We start from the raw sequence: 23,298 nt of genomic DNA, 5'->3' as shown, positions 1-23,298 counted from the left end.
GCAGGCGCGCGCGGATGCGGCACATCCACGCGCGCCGGCACAATCGGGGCGGCTTACTTGCCGCGGTTGATCGTGCCCATGTAGCTGTCATAGCTGCCTTCAGCCACGCGGAACCAGGGCAGTTCGTTGTCGCGGAAGTTCTTCATGCTTTCGTAGACTTTCTTGAACACCGGGTTCTTGGCGCCCATTTCGTCGTACAGCTTGACCGATTCCGCGAAGCACGCGTCCATGACGGGCTTGGGGAACGATTGCAGCTTGGCGCCCTGGGCGATCAGGCGGCGCAGCGCGGCGGGGTTTTCGGCGTCGTACTTGGCGATCATGTCGTTGGTCGCCGCGGCCGATGCCTGCGCCAGGATGGCCTGGTAGTGCTTGGGCAGCTTGTTGTAGGCGTCCTGGTTGACGTAGAGCGACACTTGCAGCGTGCCTTCCCACCAGCCCGGGTAGTAGTAATGCGGGGCCACCTTGTTGAAGCCCAGCTTTTCATCGTCGTAGGGGCCGATCCATTCGGCCGCGTCGATGGTGCCCTTTTCCAGCGCCGGGTAGATGTCGCCGCCGGCAATCTGCTGCGGCACCACGCCCAGGCGCGACAACACGGCGCCCGCGAAGGCGCTGACGCGGAACTTCAGGCCCTTCAGGTCGTCCACCGTCTTGATTTCCTTGCGGAACCAGCCGCCCATCTGCGTGCCGGTATAGCCGCAGGGGAAGTTGACGATGTTGTAGGTCTTGAAGACGTCGCGCAGCAGCGACAGGCCGTCGCCGTGGCGCATCCAGGAATTCATCTGGCGGGTGTTCAGGCCGAACGGCACGGCGGCGTCAAAGCTCAGGACCGGGTCCTTGCCGTAGTAGTAGTACGACGCGCTGTGGCCGCATTCGATCGTGCCGTTTTGCACGCCATCCAGCACTTGCAGCGCCGGGACGATTTCGCCGGCCGGGAACACGCGGATGGAGAACTTGCCGCCGGTGGCTTCGGACACGTACTTGGCGACGCTTTCGCCGCCGGAATAGATGGCGTCGGCGCTACGGGGGAAGCTGGACGCCAGGCGCCAGTTCAGGGTGGGGGCCTCCTGGGCGATGACGGGCGCCGCCAGGGTGGCGCCGCCTGCTGCGGCCCCCAAGGTGGCTTTCTTCAAAAAGGAACGGCGTTGCATGCAAGTCTCCCAACTTGGATAAAGTTTTTTTTCCGGGTCCCGGGGCGAATTGGTGGAGCCCCCAGGCGCGATCCTGTGGGTAACAAATGGTCGCGCTCATGAATTTGGCTGCGATCCTATCGGCAAATGCCGCCCGGGGCGTAGCGGGAAAACCCTTGCCGTAAGCTTCGTGAAATCTTTCGTCTTCGTAGAGCTGGTATGACCAGCGGCGGGCTTGATGGCGCGCACGGTCTTTCTGCACTGGTATGCGGGCCGGATCAGACGCGATACCGGCGCGCAGCGCTGAAATAAGCGGCCGCCGCTATATAACCAAAAAATATTTAGCGTGTTGCGCCGGCAGCATCTGGATACGTGCGCGGTTCGGGCCCCTGCTCGGGCCATTGCTGCGGCACGGGGCGCAATTCCGCGGTGTCATAGCCCAGTTCGCGCACCTTATCCACCAGGCGGGCGTAGTCGGCGGGCGGCAAGCTGGGCGTGCGCGCCATGATCCAGACGTAGTCGCGCTTGCTGCGGCCGATGATGGTTTGCTGATAGTCGTCGTCCAGATACGCGATGACGTATTCCGCCTGGATGGGCCAGATGAACTGCATGCCCCAGATGGCGTTGCCCGTGTCCGGCTCCACCGTGCCCACCGGCCGCATGGTTTTCACCTTGGCGTCGAAGCCGCCGTGGCGGTAGCGGAAGGTGGTCTGGATGCGGCCATCGGCCAGCAAGGCGTAGGACTCGACAGCGTTGTACGACTGGCGTTCGGGCCAGGTGGGAATGCCGGCGATCACATACCAATCGCCCATGAAGCGCTTGATGTCGACGTTGTTGACGGCGGGCATCGGCGGCGGGCTGCTGCACCCGGCCAACGCGGCAAGCGCGGCCAGCACCGCAAGTCCGGTCACCCTGGCAAAGCGTTTGGTTTTCGGCATGGCGCCCTCCTCTCGGTCTGGTTGCATGGTTGGGTCCGGCCTTGGTCAGGCCTTGGTAAAACCTATTCAGGCCGCACGAAGCGGTAATGCGCCACCATCCACGCCTGCCCGTCCTGGTAGCCGAACAGTTCGGCGCAGGCCATCCAGAACATGCGCCAGCGGTGGAACCACAGGCCCGCAAGCGGCGCGCCATAGGCCTGTTCCAGCACCTGCATGATGTCTGCCCGCTTTTTGTCCTGGTTGGCCAGCCAGTGGTTGGCGGTGCGCTCGTAATGGCGGCCGTCGACCAGCCAGCGCGCCTGGATGCGCAAGTCCTGCTGGAACCACAGCAAGGTGTCCGCTGACGGCATGATGCCGCCCGTGAAGAAATGCCGGCCCAGCCAATTGTCGGCGCCCTCGGTTTCGAACGGGTACATCAGACTGCGGTGCGCGAACAGGTGCACGAACAGCTTGCCGCCCGGGCGCAACCACGAGCCGATGCGCGCCAGCAGGTCTTGGTAGTTGCGCATGTGCTCGAACATTTCCACCGACACGCAGCGGTCGAACGCGGACGGCGGCAACTCCAGCGTATTGACGTCGCAGGTGATGACCTCGACGTTCAGCAGCCCTCGCGCGCGGCATTGCGCCTGGATGTGCTGCCGCTGCGAGGCGGAATTCGAGACCGCCGTAATGCGCGCCGAGGGATAGCGTTCGGCCATCCACAGCGTCAGGGATCCCCAGCCGCAGCCCAGTTCCAGGATGCGCTGGCCGTCCATCAGTTCGGCGCGCAGGCCGGTCAGTTCCAGCATGGCGGCTTCGGCCTGGTCCAGCGTTTCGCGGCCCGTGGGGTAATAGCAGCCGGAGTACTTCAACTGCCGGCCCAGGCACAGCTTGAAGAAGTCGGCCGGCAGCTCGTAGTGCTGGGTGTTGGCGGCGTCGGTGTGGATGGCGACGGGGCTGGTACGCAGCTCATCGATCAACTGCTGATAGCGCCGCGCCTGGCCCGCGGGGCCGTCCACCTGTTCCTCCCGCAGACGCTGGGCGCACAAGCGGCGGATGCCGTGGCGCATCAGCGCGTCGGGTACCAGGCCGCGTTCGGCCAGCCCCAATAAGCCGGGCGCCGGCCGGTCGGAAGCCAGGCGGGAATCGTTGAGTGTTGCGGTCGTCATCATTCGCCCTTTGCATTGGTATGCGTTGAGCCCGCCGATTCCCGCTTGGGAAACCACGGGAACAGCATCGGCGTGGTGCGCTGGTACTGGCGGTAGTCGTCACCCCGGGTGCGCAGCGCCTGCGCTTCGGTGTAGGGAATGCCGCTGATCCAGCGCAGGAAAATGAACATGGCAATGGGGCCCAGCCAGGCCAGCCAGGCCAGGTCGGCGCCCACCGCCAACGCCACATAGCTGAACCAGTGCAGCCATTCGAAGAAGTAATTGGGATGCCGGGAATAGCGCCACAGGCCCTGGCGGCAGGTGCGGCCACGGTTGGCCGGGTTGTCGCGAAAAGCGTCCAACTGCCGGTCGGCAATCGTTTCACCCGCCACGGACACGATCCACACCAGCAGGCCCAGCCACACCCACGGCGTCATGCGCGGCACGGGGTTGGAAGCGACCGCGATGAAGGGCAGCGACATGAAGACGACCAGCCCGGCTTGCGCCAGGAAGAACAGCGCAAACTTGCCCTGGTGCCCGTTCCAATGCGCCCGCAAGGCGCGGTAGCGGCCGTCTTCCTCGCCATGGCGCACGCGCCGCCAGATGTGCCACGCCAACCGCCCGGCCCACACGCCGCCCAGCACGGCTAGCAACACGCGCGGGATGGCCGCGCCGGGGCCGGTCAGCGCCAGCAACACGGCGGCCAGCGCCATGCCAGACGCCCACATCGCGTCCACAATGCCCGCGTTGTGATGGCGCCGCTGCCAGCGCCAGCCCACGGTCATCAGCACCACGGCCACCGCCGCCACCATCAGCGCCTGCATGCCGGGCGTCATGACGTAGCCCAGCGCGCCGTCGCGGGCATGGCGGCCGGCCGCGCCAGCAGCAGATGCGACACGCCGATAGCGCGTTCACGAAAGCCGCCTTCGCAATACGCCAGGTAGAACTCCCACAGGCGAATGAAGCGTTCGTCAAAACCTTGTGCGCGGACGGCGTCCAGCCGCGCCATGAAGCGATCCCGCCAGGCTTCCAAGGTGCGCGCATAAGACAGGCCGAAGTCTTCGAGGTGCACCAGGCTTAGGTCACTGACGCGCGTCTTGGCTTGCAGCATGGCCTGGATGGACGGCATGAAGCTGCCGGGGAAGATATGCCGCTTGATGAAGTCCACCGCCTTCAGCGCCTGCGCGTAGCGATGGTCTTCAATGGTGATGGCCTGGATCAGCGCCATGCCGTCCGGCTTGAGCAGTTCGCCCACCTTGGCGAAGTACGCCGGCAAGTAGGCGGCGCCGATGGCCTCGATCATTTCAATGGACACCAGCTTGTCGAACTGGCCGTTCAGGTCGCGATAGTCTTGCAGCAGCACGTCCACGCGGTACTGCAGGCCGGCGCGGCGTATGCGTTCGGTGGCCAGCGCGTGCTGCTCGCGCGAGATCGTGGTGGTGGTGACGCGGCAGCCGTAGTGGCGCGCGGCGTGCAGCGCAAAGCCGCCCCACCCCGTGCCGATCTCGACCACATGCTGGCCGGGCCGCAGATCCAGCTTGCGGCAGATTACGTCCAGCTTGCGGGTGGAGGCCTGCTCCAGCGTGTCGTCGTCGCCCGCCCACACAGCCGACGAATACATCATGTCGTCGGACAGGAACAGGCGGAAGAACTCATTGCCTAGGTCGTAGTGCGCGGCGATATTGCGCCGGCTGCCTGCGCGCGTGTTGCGGCGGCAGGCATGCAGCGCCCGCATCGCCATGCCGCCCAGCCGCGCCATGCCACGTTCCATGCCGTCGAGCAGGTCGCGGTTGCGCACCAGCAGGCGGATCAGGCCGACAAGATCATTGCAGTGCCAATGGCCGTCGCCATAGGATTCGCCGCCGCCCACGCTGCCATGGCGGGCGATTGCGCCGTAGAACGCCGGGTCTTGCACCCGCAGCCGCAGGGGTCGGCCGGCTGTTGCGCCCTGCTCGCCCGGTTCGACGTTGCCCGGTTCGACGTTGCCCAATTCGACGCTGCCCATTGCGTCGTCGATCAGCAGCCGCCCGCCTTGCAGTTGCCCCAGTTGGTCAAGCAGGCGCCGACGCAGCAGGCGTTCGGTCAGCGACAGGGCCTGCTCGGCCTCGGGCACGCAGGCATCGTTGAGCGCCAGGCGTTCGGAGTCGGAGGGGGATCTCATCAGTCTTCTCCTGGTTAGGCGGATTAAGCGCGCGGGATCGGGATCCAATGGGCGACAGAATTCCCGCTTGCGCGTGTCGATGCCCTATATACGTAGGCCCCGGCGAATTGGATTCACCAGGGAAAACCCGTAGCCGCGAGCCCAACCCAAATTCGCGTATCGGATGCGCGACGCGACTGCGCTACTTCAACGCGCTACTTGTCCGATCGGAGCGGCCCACCCGACGGATCCAAGACAAAACCCGCCAAGTCGTCCAGCACCGGCGCACGCCATCGCAGCGGACGCGCCAGCGCCCCGGCCAGCAGCGCATGCCCCAGGCCGTCGTAACGCACCAGCGTCACGGGCACCCGCGCGGCCTGCAAGGCGGCGGCCAGCCCTTCGGTATTGCGATGGGGGTCGACGGTGGTGTCGGCCATGCCCGCCATCAGCAAGGCGGGCGGCGCGTTGGGGGTGACGTGGGCAATGGGCTGGGAGTCGGGCGGCGTGCCCGGGAAATGGAACACGGGCTTCAGGCTGCTGGCCACGATGGGCAGGAAGTCATAGGGGCCGGCCATGCCGATCCAGCCGCGCAGCATCGACGGCGACGCGCCATGGCGTTCCAGCCAGCGCGCGTCCAGCGCGACCATGGCGGCGTTGTAGCCGCCCGCGCTGTGGCCGGCCACGAATACCCGGCCCGGGTCGCCGCCGTATTCGGCCACGTGTTGCAGCGTCCAGGCGACAGCGCGGGCGCAATCGTCCAGGAAGTCCGGGTAAGCCACGTCGGGGTATAGCCGGTAGTCGGCAATAACGGCCAGAATGCCGCGCGAGGCCAGCGCGTCGCCCACGAACTTGTAGTCGGCGCGCGAGCCATTGCGCCAACTGCCGCCGTAGAAGAACACGACCACGGGCGGCTGCTGCACACCGGGCGGCGCGTAGATGTCCAGGCGTAGTCTGGGGTCCGCGCCATAGGCCACGTCCGCCACCACGCGGTTGGCGTTGTCGGGCACCGCGCCGTTCAGCACGGCCAGCGGCGAACAGGCCGTAAGCGTCAGCAGCAGCAAGGCCGCCAGCGCGGCCACCGTGGCCGCGCTACGCATGGCGCGCCCGGGCAGAGAGGGAAACGAAGGGGAAAACGCAGAGAAAAATGCAGAGAAAAATGCCGGGCACCGCCGTCTCCTGTCGCATCAAAGGTGGTTAACCCTCTATACGAAGCAGACGGCGAAATGGATGCCCCTGGATAAACGCCCTGAAGGGGATGCCCTGAAGCGGACGCCCCTGGATCGGAACCCCTAAGCCTTGGTCATCAGCTTCTTCCAGCCTTCCAGGCCCAGCTTCTTCATCGTGTCGATGTTTTTCTCGTAGATTTCCGAGGCGTCCGGAAACGACTCCACCGCGCGGTCGATGCTGTCTTCCCGCAGCAGGTGCAGGATGGGGTACGGCGCGCGGTTCGTGTAGTTTTCGATATCGTCGACCTGCGTGTCGGCAAACTGGAATTGCGGGTGGAACGTGGCCACCTGCAATTCGCCCACCAGCCGCATGCGTTTAAGCAGGCGGTCGGACAGTTCTTCGAAATCGTTGAAATCCAGAAAATCGTCCAGCGCGTCGGGGATGATCAACAAGGTGGTGTCGATCTTCTCGGGGTCGGTCTCGGCCAGCAGGGCAAGCTCGTCCTGCAAGTCGGTCAGCACCCCTTCGGCGTCGGTGGCGTCGCTGACGGCAAAGCGGATCTGGTCCTTGACCTGAACCGCCTTGGCGAACGGGCAAAGATTCAGGCCGATCACGGCCTGAGTCAGCCAGTGGCGGGTTTCAGCCACCACATTGGCGTAAGCGTCGGAAGTCGAAATCATGCCGGCATGGCCGCCATGGTTTGCGCAACGGCCGCCGTCAGCTTCTTGCCGTAGGGCACGTGCAGGAATTCATTGGGGCCGTGCGCGTTGGACTTCGGGCCCAACACGCCGCACACCATGAATTGCGCTTTCGGGAAGCCCTTTTGCAGGATGCTCATCAGCGGAATCGTGCCGCCCTGGCCGATGTAGCCGCAAGGCTGGCCGTAGTACTGCTGCGAGGCGGCGTCCAGCGCCTGGGTCAGCCAGGGCACGGATGCCGGCGCGTTCCAGCCGGTGGCCGCGCCTTCGTTGGCCTTGAAGATGACCTTGGCGTTATAGGGCGCGTCGGCTTCCAGCAGTTCCTTGATTTCCTGCGAGGCGGCCACGGCGTCAATCAGCGGCGGCAGGCGCAGCGACAGCTTGAATGCCGTGCGCGGGCGCAGCACGTTGCCGGCGCTGGACAACGGCGGCAGGCCTTCGGCGCCGGTCACCGACAAGGTCGGGCGCCACGTGCGGTTCAGCAGCGCCTCTTCGGGTTCGGTCGTCATCGGCAGCACAAAACCGCCTTCGGCGCCGCAGCTCCAGGGGAAACGACGCCACACTTCGTCGCCCAGAATGCGCGCGGTGGCGGTCACTTGTTCGACGCGGTCGGCGGGAATTTCGCAATGCAGGCTTTGCGGCAGCAGACGGCCGGTGGCGCTGTCTTCCAGGCGGTCCAGCAGATGGCGCAAGATGCGGAACGACGACGGCACCACGCCGCTGGAATCGCCCGAGTGCACGCCTTCGTCCAGCACCTGCACTTCCAGCGTGCCGGCCACCATGCCGCGCAGCGAGGTCGTCATCCAGAGCTGGTCGTAATTGCCGGCGCCCGAATCCAGGCACACCACCAGGGCGACGTTGCCCAGGCGGTCGCGCAACGCATCCACATACGGCAGCAGGTCGTAGCTGCCCGATTCTTCACAGGTTTCCACAATGCCCACGCAGCGCGGACGCGGAACGCCCTGCTTGTCCAGCGCCATGATGGCGGTCAGCGAGGCGTACACGGCGTAGCCGTCGTCCGCGCCGCCACGGCCGTAGAGCTTGCCGTCTTCGTACTTGGGGGTCCAGGGGCCGAGACCTGCGCGCCAGCCCGAGAATTCCGGCTGCTTGTCCAGGTGGCCGTACAGCAGCACGGTGTCGCCGTTATCGCTGCGGGTGGCGGGCGCGTCAAAGAAGATGACGGGCGTGCGGCCCGGCAGGCGCACCACTTCCAGCTTCAGGCCCGAGACCTTCTGCGCTTCGACCCAGGCGGCGGCATCGCGCACCACGCGCTCAATGAACGCGTTCTTTTCCCAGTCGGCGTCAAACGCGGGACTCTTGGCGGGGATGGCGATGTAGTCGGTCAGCGCGGGGATGATTTCGTTGTCCCACTTGTCGTCCACAAAGGCCTGGAGGGCGTCGGGATCAAGGGTGGGCGGCAGTGCGTCGTCGGGGATACGGGCGTTCATGGCGCGGAATCCTGTAGGGGTGCGTGGGGGTGCGGAATGGGGTAATCCGCTATTTTATGCCTGCCGCCGGCAGAGCGGGGCGAGCGGGATGGGGGACGCGGTCAACGCGCCGCATACGCCTCAATGCGCGCCCACACGTCTCGTGCCAGCGCCTTGGCGTTGTCCACCGACTGATAGATGCGGATTTCCATGTGGATGTCGTTGCGGGCGCTGTCGGCGCGCACCAGCGTGCCGGCGCGCAGATCGGCTTCGATCAAGGTGTGCGGCAACCACGCCAGGCCGAAGCCTTGGCGCGCCATGGCGTGCAGCGCGTCGGCCAGGTCCGACTCGTACATCGTCTGCAACTGCCCGATCAGGCACAGGCCGCGCAGCTTATCGTCCAGGATGCGGCCCAGCGACATGCTGTCGGCATACGCCAGGAACGGCACCGGCGGGTCCGACGGCAGCTTGGGCACCGCGTAGCGGGGATGGCGGCCGCCCGGCGACACCGGCGCGCTGACGGCCACCAGTTTGTCGGCACCCACCCGACGCCAGCGGTAGCCGGGGTTGTCGATCTTGGCGTACAGCGGTTCGTGCGCGTGGCACAGCAGGAAGTCCACCTCGCCATCCGCCAACATGTCCACGCCGAAATTCAAGGTGGTGGTGACCACCTTGAGCTGGAACGCGGGCATGCCCTGCTGCACGCGCGCCATGACGCCGGGCAGCACCGAATGCGCCAGGGTCTTGCCCGACGCGATAGTGATTTTCCGGTTGCGTTCCTGCTCGGGTTTTTGCAGCGCTTGGCGGGTGTCGCGCAGGATGTCCAGCACATCGATGGCGGCGGCCAGCATGTTGCGCCCCGCCGCGTTCAAGCTGGACACCTGATGGCCGCGCTCAACCAAGGGCACCCCGGCCCACTCCTCCAGCGCCTTGATGCGGCGTCCGAAAGCCGGATGGGTCACATTGCGCGCCTCAGCCGCCTGAAACATGTTGCGCGACTTGGACAGCGCAACGAAGTCCTCAAGCCATTTGGTGTCCATGGGGTCTCTTTCAGAGGAAGGCGCGCCCGGGCGGGCGGTGATGGGTCTGTGCCGATTCGGCACAGGGGCCGCTCATTTTGCACAAGGCTGATACATCTGGCAACTAACATTCCGGCATCGTTTTCTGGAAGGCGCCGATGTCCGACACCCCCGTCCTGCTCAAATCCATCCGCAGCCATTTCGTGGGCGGCGCCGAAGCCGTGGCGGGCGGCGTGCCGATGCAGCAAAAGCAAGTGGTGGGCAACGCGCCCCGCCTGATCGACATGAACGGCGGCTACAGCGTCGGCCAGCTTTATGTGCAGGAATACCGGCTGGCCCAGCCGCGCCATCCCTACCCCGTGCTGTTGTGGCATGGCGGCGGCATGACGGGCGCGCAGTGGGAAAGCACGCCGGACGGCCGCCAAGGCTGGCTGTGGCGTCTGCTGCAATCGGGCTATGACGTGTTCGTGTCCGATGCGCCCGAACGCGGTCGCGCGTCGTGGGCGATGTATCCGCAGGTGTATGACAGCGCCCCCATCTTCCGGTCCAAGGAAGAAGCCTGGCGCTTGTTCCGCATCGGGCCGGCTGCTGGCTATGCCCCTGCTGGCCAACCGCGCCACGCCTATCCCGCGCAACAGTTTCCCGTCGACGCCTTCGACAGCTTCGCCAAGCAGTTTGTGCCGCGCTGGCTGACGCATGGCGAGATGGCGCTGGATGCCTACCGGCAACTGCTGGACCTGGCCGGCCCGTGCATCGTCATCGGCCATAGCCAGGGCGGCGGCTACGCCACGTTGCTGGCGCAGGAATACGCCAGCACGGTGCGCGCGGTGGTGGCGCTGGAACCCACCGGCACCCCGGCCACGGCCCAAGACGCCCTGCCTCCGCAGTTGCTGGTCTGGGGCGACCACTTTGGCGCGGACGACACCTGGCAGCGCTACCGCGCGCAGACGGACGCCTATTGGACCGCCCTGCGCGCGGCCGGACAGCACGCCGACGTACTGGACCTGCCCGCCACCGGCATCGCCGGCAATTCCCATTTCTGCATGCTGGATCGCAATAGCGACCAGATCGCCGAATTGATCGTCGATTGGCTCAATCGCAGCCTCGACTAACCTTCGCCTGGAGACACAGATGACATTCAAGAAAACCACCATCGCCCTGGCGCTGCTGACCGGCGCCACGCTGGCCGCCGGCGCCGCGTCGGCGCAACAAGCCGCCTACCCCAACAAGCCCGTGCGCCTGATCGTGCCGTTTGCCCCGGGCGGCACCGCCGACATCATCGGCCGCGTGTTCGCGGCGCAGTTGGGCACCGAGCTGGGCGCCACCGTGGTGGTTGAAAACAAGGCCGGCGCGGGCGGCTCGATCGGCACCCGCTACGTGGCGGATGCCGCGCCCGACGGCTACATCCTGCTGCTGGCCTCGTCCAGCACCCACGGCACGAATCCCGCGGTGTACAAGACGCTGACGTATGACGCCGTGCAGGACTTCACGCCGATCACGCAGTTGGTGACGGTGCCGGGCGTGCTGAGCGTCACCAAGGACTTCCCCGCCACCGATTTGAATGCGTTGATCGCGACGTCGAAGGCGAACCCCGACAAGTACACCTACGCCTCGTCCGGCGCGGGCGGCCTGGGCAACCTGGCGATGGAATTGATGAAGTCGATGACGGGCGCCAAGCTGATGCACATTGCGTACCGTGGCGCGGGCCCCGCGTTCACCGATGTGATCAGCGGCCAGGTATCGATGATCTGGGAACCCGTGCCGGCCTCGCTGCCGTATATCAAGAGCGGTCAGATTCGCCCCATCGCCATCGCGGCGGATGTGCGTTCGCCGGAATTGCCCGATACGCCGACCTTCAAGGAAGCCGGCCTGCCGCGCTACGAAGCCAACGCCTGGAACGGCCTGCTGGCGCCCAAGGGCCTGCCGGACGATGTGAAGAAGGCGCTGCACGACGCCTCGGTCAAGGCCCTGAACGCCCCCGAAGTCAAAGCCAAGTTGGCCAACCTGGGCGGCACGGTTGTCGCCGGTACACCTGACGCCTTCCAGGAAGTCATCACCAGCGACGTCAAAAAATGGAAGCACGTCGCGGCGGACGCAAACATCCGCCTTGAGTAGGATGGGTGAAGCGCGGGAACGACGGCAGAAGAACCCCACCGTTGAACGCGCGCAACCCATCAAGCAGCGGTGATTGATCCATCATCCGGGCCATGTCATCACGGCCCAATGATGGGTTTCGCGCGATCGGCGTTTTCTTTCTGCTGAACGCTCGCGCGCGCTGCACCCATCCTACAAAGTGACACGTAGGATGGGTGTAGCGCGCGAAAAACGGCAGAAGAGCCCAAACATGGAACGCGCGCAACCCATCAAGCAGCCGTGATTAACCACCAACCCCAGCCACACCAAAACAGCCCAAGAATCACCCCCCAATCATCACCGGCTCAACACCCCGCCCCAACGCCGGCGCATCCGCATCAATCACCTGCCCACCGGCTTGCAACTTAAACACCGCCACCGCCTCACGCAACTGCTGCGCCTGCGCCTCCAATGACGCCGCCGACGCCGCGGCCTGCTCGACCAACGCCGCGTTCTGCTGCGTCACGCTGTCCATCTGCGACACCGCCTGATTCACCTGCTGAATGCCCTGCGACTGCTCTTCCGACGCGCTGGAAATCTCGTTGATGATGTCCGTCACGCGGCGCACGGATGTCACGATCTCCTGCATCGTGGCACCCGCGGCTTCCACCTGATCCGACCCGATCGACACCTTCTGCACCGACTCGTCGATCAGCCCCTTGATCTCTTTGGCCGCCTGTCCGCTGCGCTGCGCCAGGGCGCGCACTTCGCTGGCCACCACTGCAAAACCCTTGCCCTGCTCGCCGGCCCGCGCCGCTTCCACGGCCGCGTTCAGCGCCAGGATGTTCGTCTGGAATGCAATCCCGTCGATCACGCCCACAATATCCGCGATGCGCTTGGAGCTATCCGCGATGCCGCGCATGGTGCCCACCACGTCGCCCACGGCCTTGCCGCCGCGCGTGGCCACTTCGGACGCCGCCGTTGCCAACTGCGAGGCACTGCGCGAGCTATCGGCGTTGTTCTTCACCGTGGACGACAGTTCGTCCATGCTGGCGGCCGTTTCTTCCAACGATGCCGCCTGCTGCTCGGTGCGCGACGACAGGTCGATGTTGCCCGCCGCGATTTCGCGCGAACCGGTATGGATCTCTTCCACGCCCAGGCGCACGGCCGACACGGTGCGGCTCAAGCTGTCCTGCATGCGCTTGACGGCGGCATACAGCACGCCGATTTCGTTGTTGCCACGTTGCTCGATGCGATTGCTCAAGTCGCCGCCGGCAATGCGGTCGAACAAGCGGCCCGCCTCGTGCAGCGGGCGGAACACCGACCGCGCAAAGATCGCGTACAGGCTCACCACCAACACCGCCACCACCACCAGCAGGCAAATCAGCACGACAATCGCGCCGTTGATGCGCGTGGATGCATCGCGCGCCACGCGCTGGCCGACGTCATCGGCGTAGTCCACGTAGCTCTTGATGGCCTGCGTGAACGCGGTGCCCAGCGGCGTGACTTTCTCAAGGTTCAGACGGCTGGCGTCTTGCGGCTTGCCCGCGCGAATCGCCGCCACCATCGGCGCGATCGCATCGCGCTGATAGACGTCATAAGCGGCCAACGCGGCATCGAACAGTGGCTTACCCTGTGCCGACGTCTCGGGCTGTTTGCGCGCCATCTCTATCAAATCAGACGCCCTTTTCGTATAGCCATCCAGGCGCTGCATGCTGGTCAGGCTGTCGATGGACTTTCCTTCCAGCAACGCGCTTTGCGCGGCCAGCAACACCAGGCGGGCGCGCAGCAATTCGGCGCCCGCGCCATCCACTGCGTTGGCACGAACCAGATTGGTGTCCAGCAGCACTTCGATGGACGTGCGGTTGGACGTCAGTTGCTGATGCACGGCTACGCCGGTCAGCAGGAAAAGCGCGAAGAAGACGCCCAAGGCGGTCGTCAGGATTGCGCGGATACTTAAATTCTTGAACATGAAAAGGCCACTCCGGGGTTGCAGTACGCTTCCTCGCTTAACGGCATCTTGCAACGAAAAGTTAAATATCTCAGAGCGTTACAAAAGTTTGACAAGGCGCTTCAGGGCGCGAGGCTAATCGCCCCGCAAGGCCCGCCGTTGCTGGATGTGCGTGATCCGCAGCCCCCACTCCCCTCCACCCCTGCTTGCGGCGTTGAAAAGGATGAACTACGGTCGGTCGGCAATTCAGATGCGAGCAGCCGGGGACCTTTCAGTTAGATCGACTGAGCAATTACGGGGAGGCATCAAGATGAAGTTGCAGCAAGTGTTCGACTTTCTTGCCGTCACGCAACATGGCAGCGTGCACGCGGCAGCCCGGGCCACCGGGCAAACCCAACCAGCCTTAACCAAGTCCTTGCGGCGGCTTGAACGCACGCTGGGGCTGCCGTTGTTCGACCGGCACGCCAAAGGCATGCGGCCCAACGACTACGGCAAACGCTTTCTACCCCACGCCCAACACCTGGTTCATGAAACGAAGCGCGCCCGCGACACCATGTCGCAAATGCGTGGTGAACGGCTGGGCACCGTGCAGTACGGCATCTCGGCGGCGGCATCCGTGCTTCTATCCACGTCCGCCATCCACCGCTTTCGGCAGCGATACCCCGAGGTAGAACTCAGTTGCCGCAGCGGCCTCTATCACACCCTGACGCCGCTGCTGCGCGAAGGCCAACTGGATTTCGCCATTTGCTCGCTGAACGCGGACGACACCGATCCGCAGCTCAAGGCGCGCGTGCTGCTGACCAGCCCATTGGTAATGGCCGCCCGTCGCGACCACCCCTTGCGGCAGGCGCGCAGCTTGCATGAACTACGCGAGGCGGTATTCGCGGTGGCGGGGCCGCCCGGCCAACCGGGCGCATCCGTCTACCCCGTGTTCAGCCAAGCGGGCTTGGGTACCCCACGGGTAGACATGCAGACGGATGGCTTGATCGACACGGCCGCGCTGGTGGCGAACAGCGACCGCATGGCCTTGTTGCCCACCGCGTTGATCACCACCGATCTGTGGCGCGAGCAACTGGACATCGTGCCCATTGCCGAGCCTTTGCCCAGTTATGTGATCGGCCTGATCCAACGCACCGCGCAGCCTTTGACGCCGGCGGCGGAAGAACTGTCGACCCAGTTTGAACGCGAAGCCGCCGACCTGCGCACGGCTTCGCCTTGACGGACTAACCTACCGCCCGCGTGTCTGGATGAATTACTTCAGCCAGGCGCGCGCGTTACGGAAGATGCGCATCCAGGGGCTGTACGCGCCGCCCTTGTCTGCGTTGCCCCATTTCTCGGGCGCCCAAGACATCATGACGTTGCGGGTCACGCGCTCGGGGTGCGGCATCAAGACCGTGAAGCGGCCATCGGCCGTGGTGACGGAAGTCAGGCCGCCGGGACTGCCGTTCGGGTTGAACGGATAGGCTTCGGTGGCTAGTCCACGGTTGTCGATGTAGCGCGCGGCGGCCAGCACGCGGCTGGCGTCGCCTTGCTGCGAGAAGTCGGCATAGCCTTCGCCGTGGGCCACGGCCACCGGAATACGGGCGCCTTCCATGCCGGCAAAGAAGATGGACGGCGACTTGGCCACTTCCACCATCGACAGGCGCGCTTCGTACTTTTCCGATTGGTTGCGCGTGAAGCGCGGCCAGTGCTCGGCGCCCGGAATCATCGGGGCCAAGGCGGCCATCATCTGGCAGCCGTTGCACACGCCCAGCGCGAACGTATCCGGACGCGCGAAGTACGCGGCGAACTGATCCGACAACTGGCTGTTGAAGCGGATGGTGCGCGCCCAGCCTTCGCCGGCGCCCAACACGTCGCCGTAGCTGAAACCGCCCACGGCCACCAAGCCTTGCATTTGCGCCAGGTCCACGCGGCCGGCCAAGAGGTCGGTCATGTGCACGTCGATGGCTTCGAAGCCCGACGTATCGAAGGCCCAGGCCATTTCCACCTGGCTGTTGCAACCCTGCTCGCGCAGGATGGCCACGCGCGGACGCTTGCCGGTGTTGATGAAGGGCGCGGCGATGTCTTCTTGCGGGTCGAAGGACACGTTCGGGCTCATGCCGGGGTCGGTCGTATCGTTCCAGACGTCAAGCTCGGCTTGCGCGCAAGCCGGGTTGTCGCGGCGGGCCATGATGCGGTAGGACACTTCGCTCCAGGCGCGGCCCAGTTCAGCGCGCGGCTGACCCCAGACCTTCTTGCCATCGCGATAGAACTCGACTTCGTCGGCACCGTTCAAGCCGCCAATGACGTGCGAGTGAGCCGACAGGCCGGCACCACGCAGCACTTGCATGACGGCATCGCGTTGCGAGGCCGGCACCTGGATGACGGCGCCCGCTTCTTCCGAGAACAGCGCCTTCAGCGTCAGTTCTTCGCGTTGCACCTTCACTTGATCCGGGCGGATCTTGTAGTCGCCCCAATCCGCCGATTGCGGATCGAAGGTCAGCATGTCCAGATTCACCGACACGCCGGTGCGGCCGGCGAAGGCCATTTCGGTCAGCGTGGCGAACAGGCCGCCGTCGGAACGGTCGTGGTAGGCCAGGATGGTGCCGGCTTCGGCCAGCGTGCGGATCGTGATGAAGAACGCGCGCAGGTCTTGCGGCGCGTCGATGTCCGGCACGGTTTCGCCGATCTGGTTGTACGTCTGCGCCAGGATCGAGCCACCCATGCGGTGACGGCCACGGCCCAGGTCAATCAAAATCAGTACGCTGTCGCCCGCGTCGGTGCGCAGTTGCGGGGTCAGGCTGGCGCGCACGTCGGCAACGGGCGCAAACGCCGTGACCACCAGCGACACCGGCGCCACCACCTGGCGCTGCTCGCCGTCCTGCTCCCAGGACGTCTTCATCGACAAGGAATCCTTGCCCACCGGAATGGACAGGCCGGTGGCCTGGCACAGTTCGCTGACGGCGGACACGGTGTCATACAGCGCGGCGTCCTGGCCGTCGACGCCGCAAGCGGCCATCCAGTTGGCGGACAGCTTGATGTCTTCCAGGCGCGCCACGTCGGCGGCGGCCAGGTTGGTCAGCGCTTCAGCCACGGCCATCCGGCCGGACGCCGGGGCGTCGAGCATGGCGATGGGGGTGCGTTCGCCCATGGACATGGCTTCGCCACGGAAGCCTTCGTAGTCGGCCAAGGTAACCGCGCAGTCAGCCACCGGCACTTGCCACGGGCCGACCATCTGGTCGCGGCTGGACAGCCCGCCCACGGTACGGTCACCGATGGTGATCAGGAAGGACTTGTTGGCAACGGTGGGGTGACGCAGCACGCGGTAAGCGGCTTCGGTCAGGTCGATGCCGGCCAGGTCCAGCGGCGCGGACACGCCAGGCAGGCGGCGCACGTCGCGCGTCATGCGCGGCGGCTTGCCCAGGATGACGTCGATCGGCACATCCACGGGACGCACTTCGGCGTCGCCTTGCGGGCGAATCGTGTCCAGGCCGGGCAGGCCCTCGCCGTCCACCACGCGCAGTTGGCGTTCTTCAGTGGCCACGCCCACCACCGCATACGGGCAGCGTTCGCGGCGGGCGATGGCGTCAAAGCGTTCCAGGTCTTTCGGCAGAATCGACAGGACATAGCGTTCCTGCGATTCATTGCTCCAGATTTCAGCGGGCGACAGGCCCGACTCTTCCAGCGGCACGCGCTTCAAGTCGAAGATGGCGCCACGGCCGGCATCGTTGACCAATTCCGGGAAGGCATTGGACAAGCCGCCCGCGCCCACGTCGTGGATGGCGATGATGGGGTTGTTCTCGGCCTGCTGCCAGCAGCGGTCGATGACTTCTTGCGCGCGACGTTCGATTTCCGGGTTGCCGCGCTGGACGGAATCAAAGTCCAGTTCGGCCGAGTTGCTGCCCATGCTGATGCTGGAGGCGGCGCCGCCGCCCATGCCGATACGGAAGCCCGGGCCGCCCAGTTGGATCAGCAGCGCGCCGGGGGGAATCACGTCTTTATGGGTCAGGCCCGCGTCGATGCTGCCCAGGCCGCCCGCGATCATGATGGGCTTGTGATAGCCCCAGCGCGTGCCGCCGGCGGTTTGCTCAAACGAACGGAAGTAGCCCAAGAGGTTGGGCCGGCCGAATTCGTTGTTGAACGCGGCGCCCCCGATGGGGCCGTCGATCATGATGGACAAGGGCGAGGCGATGCGCTCGGGCAGGCCGTGGTGGTCGGCTTCCCAGGGTTGCAGCGCGTCGTCGAAACGTAGGTGCGACACGGTGAAGCCGGTCAGGCCGGCCTTGGGCTTGGAGCCACGGCCGGTGGCGCCTTCGTCACGGATTTCGCCGCCCGCGCCGGTGGACGCGCCCGGGAACGGGGCGATGGCGGTCGGGTGATTGTGGGTTTCCACCTTCATCAAGGTGTGCACGGTGGTGTCGCGGCGGATGTACTTGGCGCCGTCAGCGCCCTCGCCCGTCACGCCCGGTACGCCTGCCTGGAAGCGCTGCGCGGGGCCGCCTTCCATGATGGCGGCGTTGTCCGAATACGCCACGACCGTGCCTTCGGGCTGCGCCTTGTGCGTGGCGCGGATCATGCCGAACAGCGTGTTGGGCTGCGACTGGCCGTCGATGACCCATTCGGCGTTGAAGATCTTGTGGCGGCAGTGTTCGCTATTGGCTTGCGCGAACATCATCAGCTCCACGTCGGTGGGGTCGCGGCCCAGGTCGGTGAAGGACTTGGCCAGGTATTCGATTTCGTCTTCGGACAGGGCCAGGCCCAGCGACACGTTGGCTTCGGCCAATGCCTTGACGCCATCAGCCTGAACACCGACGGTGCGCATGGGCTTGCCGGCCAGCGTCTGGAACAGCGCCTGGCCGTCGAAGCTGGCGTCAACCACGGTTTCGGTCATGCGGTCGTGCAGGCAGTCGGCCGCGCGCGCCAGCATGGCGTCGTCAAACGACTTGGTGCCGAGCAGGCCGCGTTCCGGGGTGATCACATAGCGCACGCCGCGTTCAATGCGGTGTACCGACGACAAGCCACAGTTGTGGGCGATGTCGGTGGCCTTGCTGGCCCACGGGGAAATGGTGCCCAGGCGCGGAATGACCAGCAGCGACAGGCTCTTGGCGGGCGCGTCAGCCGTGCTGGGCGTGCCGTAATCCAGCAATTGGGTCAGGTGTTGCTGCTGTTCGGCCGTCAGGGCGGCGTCGGTGCTGACGAAGTGCTCGTAGCGAGCGGAGATGTCGGCCACCGGCAGGCCGGCTTCCTTTAGTTGCGCCAGCAGGCGATCACGACGAAAGGAGGACAGGACGGAGGAACCAGGCAGATGCTGAACTAGGGACACGATGCGGGCGCCGTATAAGGATGGGAGCAAAACGGGATTTTACCTGTTTAGGGGGTTTTCCCGGAGCCGTTATTCGAAAAGCTTGCAAAGCCCTTGTTTTCCCTAGTGTTACAAAAGAATTCTGACGACGATGAACCAGGATGGTGCATAGCAATATCGGCTTGAAGCCACGGTGTCATCGCGAAATATCCACCGTCTTACCGCCGCGCCACAGAATCGTCTGACGCAATGCAGCATGTTGTTGTCGCCCCGCACCACGGGAAAACACGAACACCCTCGCCCCAAGGGCGACGGTAGGATGCAGCGACCCAATTCATAAAGCGGGCCCCGCGCCCAAGCCGTCGCCGCACCCATGTCCCGCCCTGAAGCCTCCGTCGAGCCCGTCGAACCGATCATCCCCGTTGAACCCGATCCCGCCGTAAAGGTGCCGCTGGCCATTGAAGAATGGCTGGCCGTGATTCTGCTGGCGACGCTGGCGCTGATCACCTTCGCCAACGTGCTGGTGCGCTATTTCACGGACCAGTCGTTCGCCTGGACCGAAGAAATCTCGGTGTTCCTGCTGATCGTGCTGACCATGGCGGGCGGCAGCGTGGCGTTCGTGCGCAACCACCATATCCGTATTGAGATCCTGGCGGATTCGGGTTCACCGCGCCGCCAGCGCATCATGGCCTTGATTTCCAACGGATGCGTGCTGGCGTTCTTCGTGCTGCTGACCGTGCTGTCGGTGAAGCTGGTGTCGGACGAATTCATGTACGAAGAAACGTCCCCCGCGATCGGCGTGCCCACTTGGTGGTATTCGATCTGGCTGCCGGTGATGGCGGCGGCAATCTCGCTGCGCACCTTGGGCATCATCCGCCGCATTCTGCAGAGCGCGGGCAAGCCATGATTGTGTCGCTGCTGTTCATTGTCTTTGTCGTCCTGATGTTGATCGGGGTGCCGGTGGGCGTGGCGCTGGGCATCGGCGGCACCATCGCCATCGTGCTGTCCAATCTGGACACGCCCTGGTATGGCTTGTTGGCCGTGCCGCAGAATTTCTACGCGGGGCTGGCCAAGTACCCGCTGCTGGCCATCCCCATGTTCGTGCTGGTCGGCTCCATCTTTGACCGGTCCGGCGTGGCCAAGCGGCTGGTGGATTTTGCGATTGCCATCGTGGGCCGTGGCCCGGGCATGCTGCCGCTGGTGTCGATTGCGGTGGCCATGTTCCTGGGCGGCATCTCTGGGTCTGGCCCGGCCTGCGCGGCGGCGGTGGGCGCGGTGATGATCACCGCCATGTCGCGCGCGGGCTACCCGGGCTCGTTCTCGGCGTCGGTGGTGGCGGCGGGCGCGGCCACCGACATCCTGATTCCGCCGTCGGTGGCGTTCATCATCTATTCGGTACTGGTGCCCGGCGCGTCCGTGCCCGCGCTGTTTGCCGCCGGCATGATTCCGGGCCTGCTGGCGGGCTTTGCACTGATCATTCCCGCCGTGTGGTTATCGCGCAAATACAAGATGGGCGCACTGGAATCCCACCTGCCGCGCCCGCCCTTCTGGGCCAGCCTGCGCGATGCTTCATGGGGCTTGGCCGCGCCGGTGCTGATTCTGGGCGGCATGCGCCTGGGCTGGTTCACGCCTACCGAGGCAGCGGTGGTGGCCGTGTTCTACGGCTTGTTCGTGGGCGGCTTCATTCACCGCACCATCAAGCTGCGCGACCTTTACACCATCTTGCGCGAAGCGGCCGAACTGTCCGCCGTGATCATGCTGGTGGTGACGCTGGCCGGCATCTTTGCATGGGCGCTGTCCACGCTGAGCGTGATTGACCCGATCACCAACGCCATCGTCAATTCCGGCTTGGGCGAATGGGGCGTGCTGTCGCTGTTGATTCTGCTGCTGATGACGGTGGGCATGTTCCTGGACGGCATCTCGATCTTCCTGATTTTCGTGCCGCTGCTGATGCCGATTGCCAATGCCTACGGCTGGGATCCGGTGTGGTTCGGCGTGGTGCTGACCTTGAAGGTGGCGCTGGGCCAATTCACGCCGCCGCTGGCCGTGAATTTGATGGTGTCGTGCCGCATTGCACGGGTGCCCATGGAGTCCACGGTGCGGTGGGTGGTGTGGCTGCTGGCTTCCATGTTCCTGGTGCTGGTGGCGGTGCTGGTGTTTCCGCAACTGGCGCTGTGGCTGCCGCATAAGTTGGGTTATTGATTTGGATTATTGAAGCGAAAGCAGGTCCGTAGCGATCTTGATTACAACAACAGACACACTCGCAAAGAGAGGAGACATCGTATGAACTTCCGCAACCTGATTGGCGCCGCGCTGTGCGCGGCCGCCGTGGTCGGCATGACGCCCGCGCATGCGCAGAACTACAAGTCCGAATACAAGCTGTCCATCGTGGTGGGCACGACGTTCCCGTGGGGCCAGGGCGCCGAGATCTGGTCCAAGCTGGTGCGCGAGCGCACCGATGGCCGCATCAACATCAAGGTGTACCCGGGCACGTCGCTGGTCCAGGGCGACCAGACGCGCGAGTTCACCGCCATCCGCCAAGGCGTGATCGACATGGCGGTGGGGTCCACCATCAACTGGTCGCCGCAGGTCAAGCAGTTGAACCTGTTTTCGCTGCCCTTCCTGATGCCCGACTACGCTGCCATCGACGCGCTGGTGCAAGGCGACGTGGGCCGCGAGATGTTCAAGCTGATCGAAAAAGCCGGCGTGGTGCCGCTGGCCTGGGGTGAAAACGGCTATCGCCAACTGAGCAATTCCAAGCGCGAGGTGAAGACGCCCGCCGACATGAAGGGCATGAAGCTGCGCGTGGTGGGTTCGCCGCTGTACATCGACACGTTCACGGCCCTGGGCGCCAACCCCACGCAGATGAGCTGGGCCGACGCGCAGCCGGCGCTGGCCAGCGGCGCGGTGGATGGGCAGGAAAATCCGCTGTCGATCTATACGGGTTCCAAGCTTTATACGGTGGGCCAGAAGTATTTGACGCTGTGGAACTATGTGGCCGATCCGCTGATCTTCGTGGTGAACCGCGAGGTGTGGAATTCCTGGTCGGAAAAGGACCGCGACATCGTGCGCCAGGCCGCGCTGGATGCCGGCAAGCAGCAGATCGTGATTGCACGCAAGGGCGTCACGCCAAGCGACCCGTCGCTGCTGAAGGAAATCGAAGGCCACGGCGTGACGGTCACGTCCTTGTCGAAGGCCGAGCACGAGGCGTTCGTGAAGACCACGAAGCCGGTTTACGACAAATGGAAGAAGCAGATCGGCGAAGACCTGGTCAACATGGCCGAAAAATCCATCGCTGCGCGCAAGCAGTGAAGAGCGTTGACGCCAACGTACTGATTTAGCAGCAAGCCCCAGGGGAACGACGGCGCAAGCCGCCAAACCGAGGCAGGGACGTCAGAGCCCTCCCAACCAAACAGGCGCCAGCCAAAAGCTGGCGCCTGTTTCCTTTTTGGAAATCCCTTGCGGAATCGTAGGATGGGTGAAGCGCGGAATGCATTCCAAAAGGAATCGGATAGGGATCGCGCGTAACCCATCGGGCGGAGGCTGCGCTGTGGCTGAACCCGTTAAGAACCCCACCGCTGCTTGATGGGTTGCGCGCGTTGTACAGCTTTATTCTTGTTTAAGGACTCTCGCGCTTCACCCATCCTACGGGTATGCCTCGGGCATCCTACGGGTATCGCACTTCCATGATGTCCAACTCTTCTATTCCCCCGGGGGTGCGCAGCACTACCGTGTCGCCTTCCTTTGCCTTGATCAGCGCGCGGGCGACGGGGGAAATCCAGCTGATTTTGCCGGCCAGGGGCTCGGCTTCGTCGACGCCGACGATGGTGACGGTGTGCTCTTCGCCGGCCTTGTCGCTGTACAACACCGTGGCGCCGAAGAATACCTGGTCGCGGTTGGGCTGCAAGGCGGGGTCGACGACTTCGGCGATGTCCAGGCGCTTGGTCAAAAAGCGCATGCGGCGGTCGATTTCGCGCAGGCGTTTCTTGCCGTAGAGATAGTCGCCGTTTTCGGAACGGTCGCCGTTGGAGGCTGCCCACGACACCACTTGCACTACCGACGGGCGCTCTACGTTCATCAGGTGCGTCAGTTCGGCGCGCAGGCGTTCGTAGCCTTCGGGGGTCATGTAGTTCTTGGTGCCCACGGGCAAGGCTTGGGCTTGCGGCAGGTCGTCGTCGTCCTCGTTGTCGGACTCTTTAACAAAGGCTTTGTTCATAGCGGCTGCGCCGCAGTGGCGCGATCCCAATATCAATGGCTTGCAGGATGGGCGGCGTTGGTGGCCGCCCGCGTCAGGCTTGCAGGTCGGGCGACGTTGGCCACCCGCATCAAACTTACAGAATGCGCGGCGTT

General features: G+C 64.8%; 18 protein-coding genes. 6 read left to right on the top strand and 12 right to left on the bottom strand.

Annotated features, from left to right (window positions below):
* Window positions 1-53 precede the first annotated feature (53 nt).
* From M2361_RS04725 to M2361_RS04685, 9 genes are all read right to left on the bottom strand, one after another.
* Entirely contained in the window at window positions 54-1,148 is a 1,095-nt protein-coding gene (locus M2361_RS04725) for a TRAP transporter substrate-binding protein (protein ID WP_100856169.1), read from the bottom strand.
* Between the two features lie 320 nt (window positions 1,149-1,468).
* Window positions 1,469-2,065: a lipocalin family protein gene (locus M2361_RS04720; protein ID WP_259246480.1), complete on the bottom strand. Its 597-nt coding sequence runs from the start codon at window positions 2,063-2,065 to the stop codon at window positions 1,469-1,471.
* Window positions 2,066-2,127: 62 nt separating this feature from the next.
* A complete protein-coding gene (locus M2361_RS04715; protein ID WP_259249239.1) occupies window positions 2,128-3,213 on the bottom strand; it encodes a cyclopropane-fatty-acyl-phospholipid synthase family protein in 1,086 nt (361 codons plus the stop codon).
* A complete protein-coding gene (locus M2361_RS04710) occupies window positions 3,213-4,028 on the bottom strand; it encodes a DUF1295 domain-containing protein (RefSeq protein ID WP_259246478.1) in 816 nt (271 codons plus the stop codon). The genes M2361_RS04715 and M2361_RS04710 overlap by 1 nt, the downstream gene beginning before the upstream one ends.
* Window positions 4,025-5,353, bottom strand: coding sequence for a cyclopropane-fatty-acyl-phospholipid synthase family protein (locus tag M2361_RS04705; protein ID WP_259246477.1), 1,329 nt, complete (start codon window positions 5,351-5,353; stop codon window positions 4,025-4,027). Before M2361_RS04705 ends, M2361_RS04710 begins: the two co-directional genes overlap by 4 nt.
* Window positions 5,354-5,547: 194 nt before the next feature.
* Window positions 5,548-6,429: an alpha/beta hydrolase gene (locus M2361_RS04700; RefSeq protein WP_259246475.1), complete on the bottom strand. Its 882-nt coding sequence runs from the start codon at window positions 6,427-6,429 to the stop codon at window positions 5,548-5,550.
* 192 nt (window positions 6,430-6,621) lie between these two features.
* Window positions 6,622-7,179, bottom strand: a complete 558-nt coding sequence (locus tag M2361_RS04695) for a DUF1415 domain-containing protein (RefSeq protein ID WP_259246466.1) — start codon at window positions 7,177-7,179, stop codon at window positions 6,622-6,624.
* Entirely contained in the window at window positions 7,176-8,645 is a 1,470-nt protein-coding gene (locus M2361_RS04690) for a M20 family metallopeptidase (protein ID WP_100856175.1), read from the bottom strand. Before M2361_RS04690 ends, M2361_RS04695 begins: the two co-directional genes overlap by 4 nt.
* 101 nt (window positions 8,646-8,746) lie before the next feature.
* The gene (locus M2361_RS04685) at window positions 8,747-9,664 is read right to left on the bottom strand and encodes a LysR family transcriptional regulator (RefSeq protein WP_259246464.1); all 918 of its coding nucleotides are present in this window, start codon (window positions 9,662-9,664) and stop codon (window positions 8,747-8,749) included.
* 137 nt (window positions 9,665-9,801) lie between these two features.
* Here M2361_RS04685 and M2361_RS04680 point away from each other — a divergent pair, with 137 nt between their 5' ends.
* Window positions 9,802-10,755, top strand: coding sequence for an alpha/beta fold hydrolase (locus M2361_RS04680; RefSeq protein ID WP_259246462.1), 954 nt, complete (start codon window positions 9,802-9,804; stop codon window positions 10,753-10,755).
* 19 nt (window positions 10,756-10,774) lie between these two features.
* A complete protein-coding gene (locus M2361_RS04675) occupies window positions 10,775-11,758 on the top strand; it encodes a tripartite tricarboxylate transporter substrate binding protein (protein ID WP_259246460.1) in 984 nt (327 codons plus the stop codon).
* A gap of 301 nt (window positions 11,759-12,059) precedes the next feature.
* On the opposite strand, the gene M2361_RS04670 is transcribed toward M2361_RS04675, so the two are convergent.
* A complete protein-coding gene (locus tag M2361_RS04670; protein ID WP_259246459.1) occupies window positions 12,060-13,688 on the bottom strand; it encodes a methyl-accepting chemotaxis protein in 1,629 nt (542 codons plus the stop codon).
* Between the two features lie 289 nt (window positions 13,689-13,977).
* Between M2361_RS04670 and M2361_RS04665 the strand changes: the two genes are divergently transcribed.
* Complete coding sequence (locus M2361_RS04665) at window positions 13,978-14,886, top strand: LysR substrate-binding domain-containing protein (protein ID WP_259246457.1); 909 nt, start codon at window positions 13,978-13,980, stop codon at window positions 14,884-14,886.
* Between the two features lie 33 nt (window positions 14,887-14,919).
* Here the strand turns inward: M2361_RS04665 and purL are convergent, their stop codons facing one another.
* Window positions 14,920-18,969: a phosphoribosylformylglycinamidine synthase gene (gene purL / locus M2361_RS04660; protein ID WP_259246456.1), complete on the bottom strand. Its 4,050-nt coding sequence runs from the start codon at window positions 18,967-18,969 to the stop codon at window positions 14,920-14,922.
* A gap of 352 nt (window positions 18,970-19,321) precedes the next feature.
* On the opposite strand from purL, the gene M2361_RS04655 reads away from it, so the two are divergent.
* The 3 genes from M2361_RS04655 (at window position 19,322) to M2361_RS04645 (ending at window position 22,260) form a co-directional block, all read left to right on the top strand.
* Window positions 19,322-19,855 carry a TRAP transporter small permease gene (locus tag M2361_RS04655; RefSeq protein WP_259246454.1) on the top strand — a complete coding sequence of 178 codons (534 nt, stop codon included), beginning with the start codon at window positions 19,322-19,324 and terminating at the stop codon, window positions 19,853-19,855.
* Window positions 19,852-21,150: a TRAP transporter large permease gene (locus tag M2361_RS04650; protein ID WP_259246449.1), complete on the top strand. Its 1,299-nt coding sequence runs from the start codon at window positions 19,852-19,854 to the stop codon at window positions 21,148-21,150. Before M2361_RS04655 ends, M2361_RS04650 begins: the two co-directional genes overlap by 4 nt.
* A gap of 81 nt (window positions 21,151-21,231) precedes the next feature.
* Entirely contained in the window at window positions 21,232-22,260 is a 1,029-nt protein-coding gene (locus M2361_RS04645) for a DctP family TRAP transporter solute-binding subunit (RefSeq protein WP_259246447.1), read from the top strand.
* Window positions 22,261-22,615: 355 nt separating this feature from the next.
* On the opposite strand, the gene greB is transcribed toward M2361_RS04645, so the two are convergent.
* A complete protein-coding gene (gene greB, locus M2361_RS04640) occupies window positions 22,616-23,164 on the bottom strand; it encodes a transcription elongation factor GreB (protein ID WP_259246446.1) in 549 nt (182 codons plus the stop codon).
* Window positions 23,165-23,298: the final 134 nt, after the last annotated feature.

The organism is Achromobacter sp. JUb104, from assembly GCF_024806975.1.
GTDB lineage: Bacteria > Pseudomonadota > Gammaproteobacteria > Burkholderiales > Burkholderiaceae_B > Achromobacter > Achromobacter spanius.
Note: the sequence above shows the minus strand (reverse complement) of the source record. Positions and strands in the feature narration are given on the sequence as shown.

Coding starts and splice junctions, on each gene's coding strand:
- M2361_RS04725 (WP_100856169.1), bottom strand. CDS start 1,148: ATGCAACGCCGTTCCTTTTTGAAGAAAGCCACCTTGGGGGCCGCAGCA.
- M2361_RS04720 (WP_259246480.1), bottom strand. CDS start 2,065: ATGCCGAAAACCAAACGCTTTGCCAGGGTGACCGGACTTGCGGTGCTG.
- M2361_RS04715 (WP_259249239.1), bottom strand. CDS start 3,213: ATGACGACCGCAACACTCAACGATTCCCGCCTGGCTTCCGACCGGCCG.
- M2361_RS04710 (WP_259246478.1), bottom strand. CDS start 4,028: ATGACGCCCGGCATGCAGGCGCTGATGGTGGCGGCGGTGGCCGTGGTG.
- M2361_RS04705 (WP_259246477.1), bottom strand. CDS start 5,353: ATGAGATCCCCCTCCGACTCCGAACGCCTGGCGCTCAACGATGCCTGC.
- M2361_RS04700 (WP_259246475.1), bottom strand. CDS start 6,429: ATGCGTAGCGCGGCCACGGTGGCCGCGCTGGCGGCCTTGCTGCTGCTG.
- M2361_RS04695 (WP_259246466.1), bottom strand. CDS start 7,179: ATGATTTCGACTTCCGACGCTTACGCCAATGTGGTGGCTGAAACCCGC.
- M2361_RS04690 (WP_100856175.1), bottom strand. CDS start 8,645: ATGAACGCCCGTATCCCCGACGACGCACTGCCGCCCACCCTTGATCCC.
- M2361_RS04685 (WP_259246464.1), bottom strand. CDS start 9,664: ATGGACACCAAATGGCTTGAGGACTTCGTTGCGCTGTCCAAGTCGCGC.
- M2361_RS04680 (WP_259246462.1), top strand. CDS start 9,802: ATGTCCGACACCCCCGTCCTGCTCAAATCCATCCGCAGCCATTTCGTG.
- M2361_RS04675 (WP_259246460.1), top strand. CDS start 10,775: ATGACATTCAAGAAAACCACCATCGCCCTGGCGCTGCTGACCGGCGCC.
- M2361_RS04670 (WP_259246459.1), bottom strand. CDS start 13,688: ATGTTCAAGAATTTAAGTATCCGCGCAATCCTGACGACCGCCTTGGGC.
- M2361_RS04665 (WP_259246457.1), top strand. CDS start 13,978: ATGAAGTTGCAGCAAGTGTTCGACTTTCTTGCCGTCACGCAACATGGC.
- M2361_RS04655 (WP_259246454.1), top strand. CDS start 19,322: ATGTCCCGCCCTGAAGCCTCCGTCGAGCCCGTCGAACCGATCATCCCC.
- M2361_RS04650 (WP_259246449.1), top strand. CDS start 19,852: ATGATTGTGTCGCTGCTGTTCATTGTCTTTGTCGTCCTGATGTTGATC.
- M2361_RS04645 (WP_259246447.1), top strand. CDS start 21,232: ATGAACTTCCGCAACCTGATTGGCGCCGCGCTGTGCGCGGCCGCCGTG.
- greB (WP_259246446.1), bottom strand. CDS start 23,164: ATGAACAAAGCCTTTGTTAAAGAGTCCGACAACGAGGACGACGACGAC.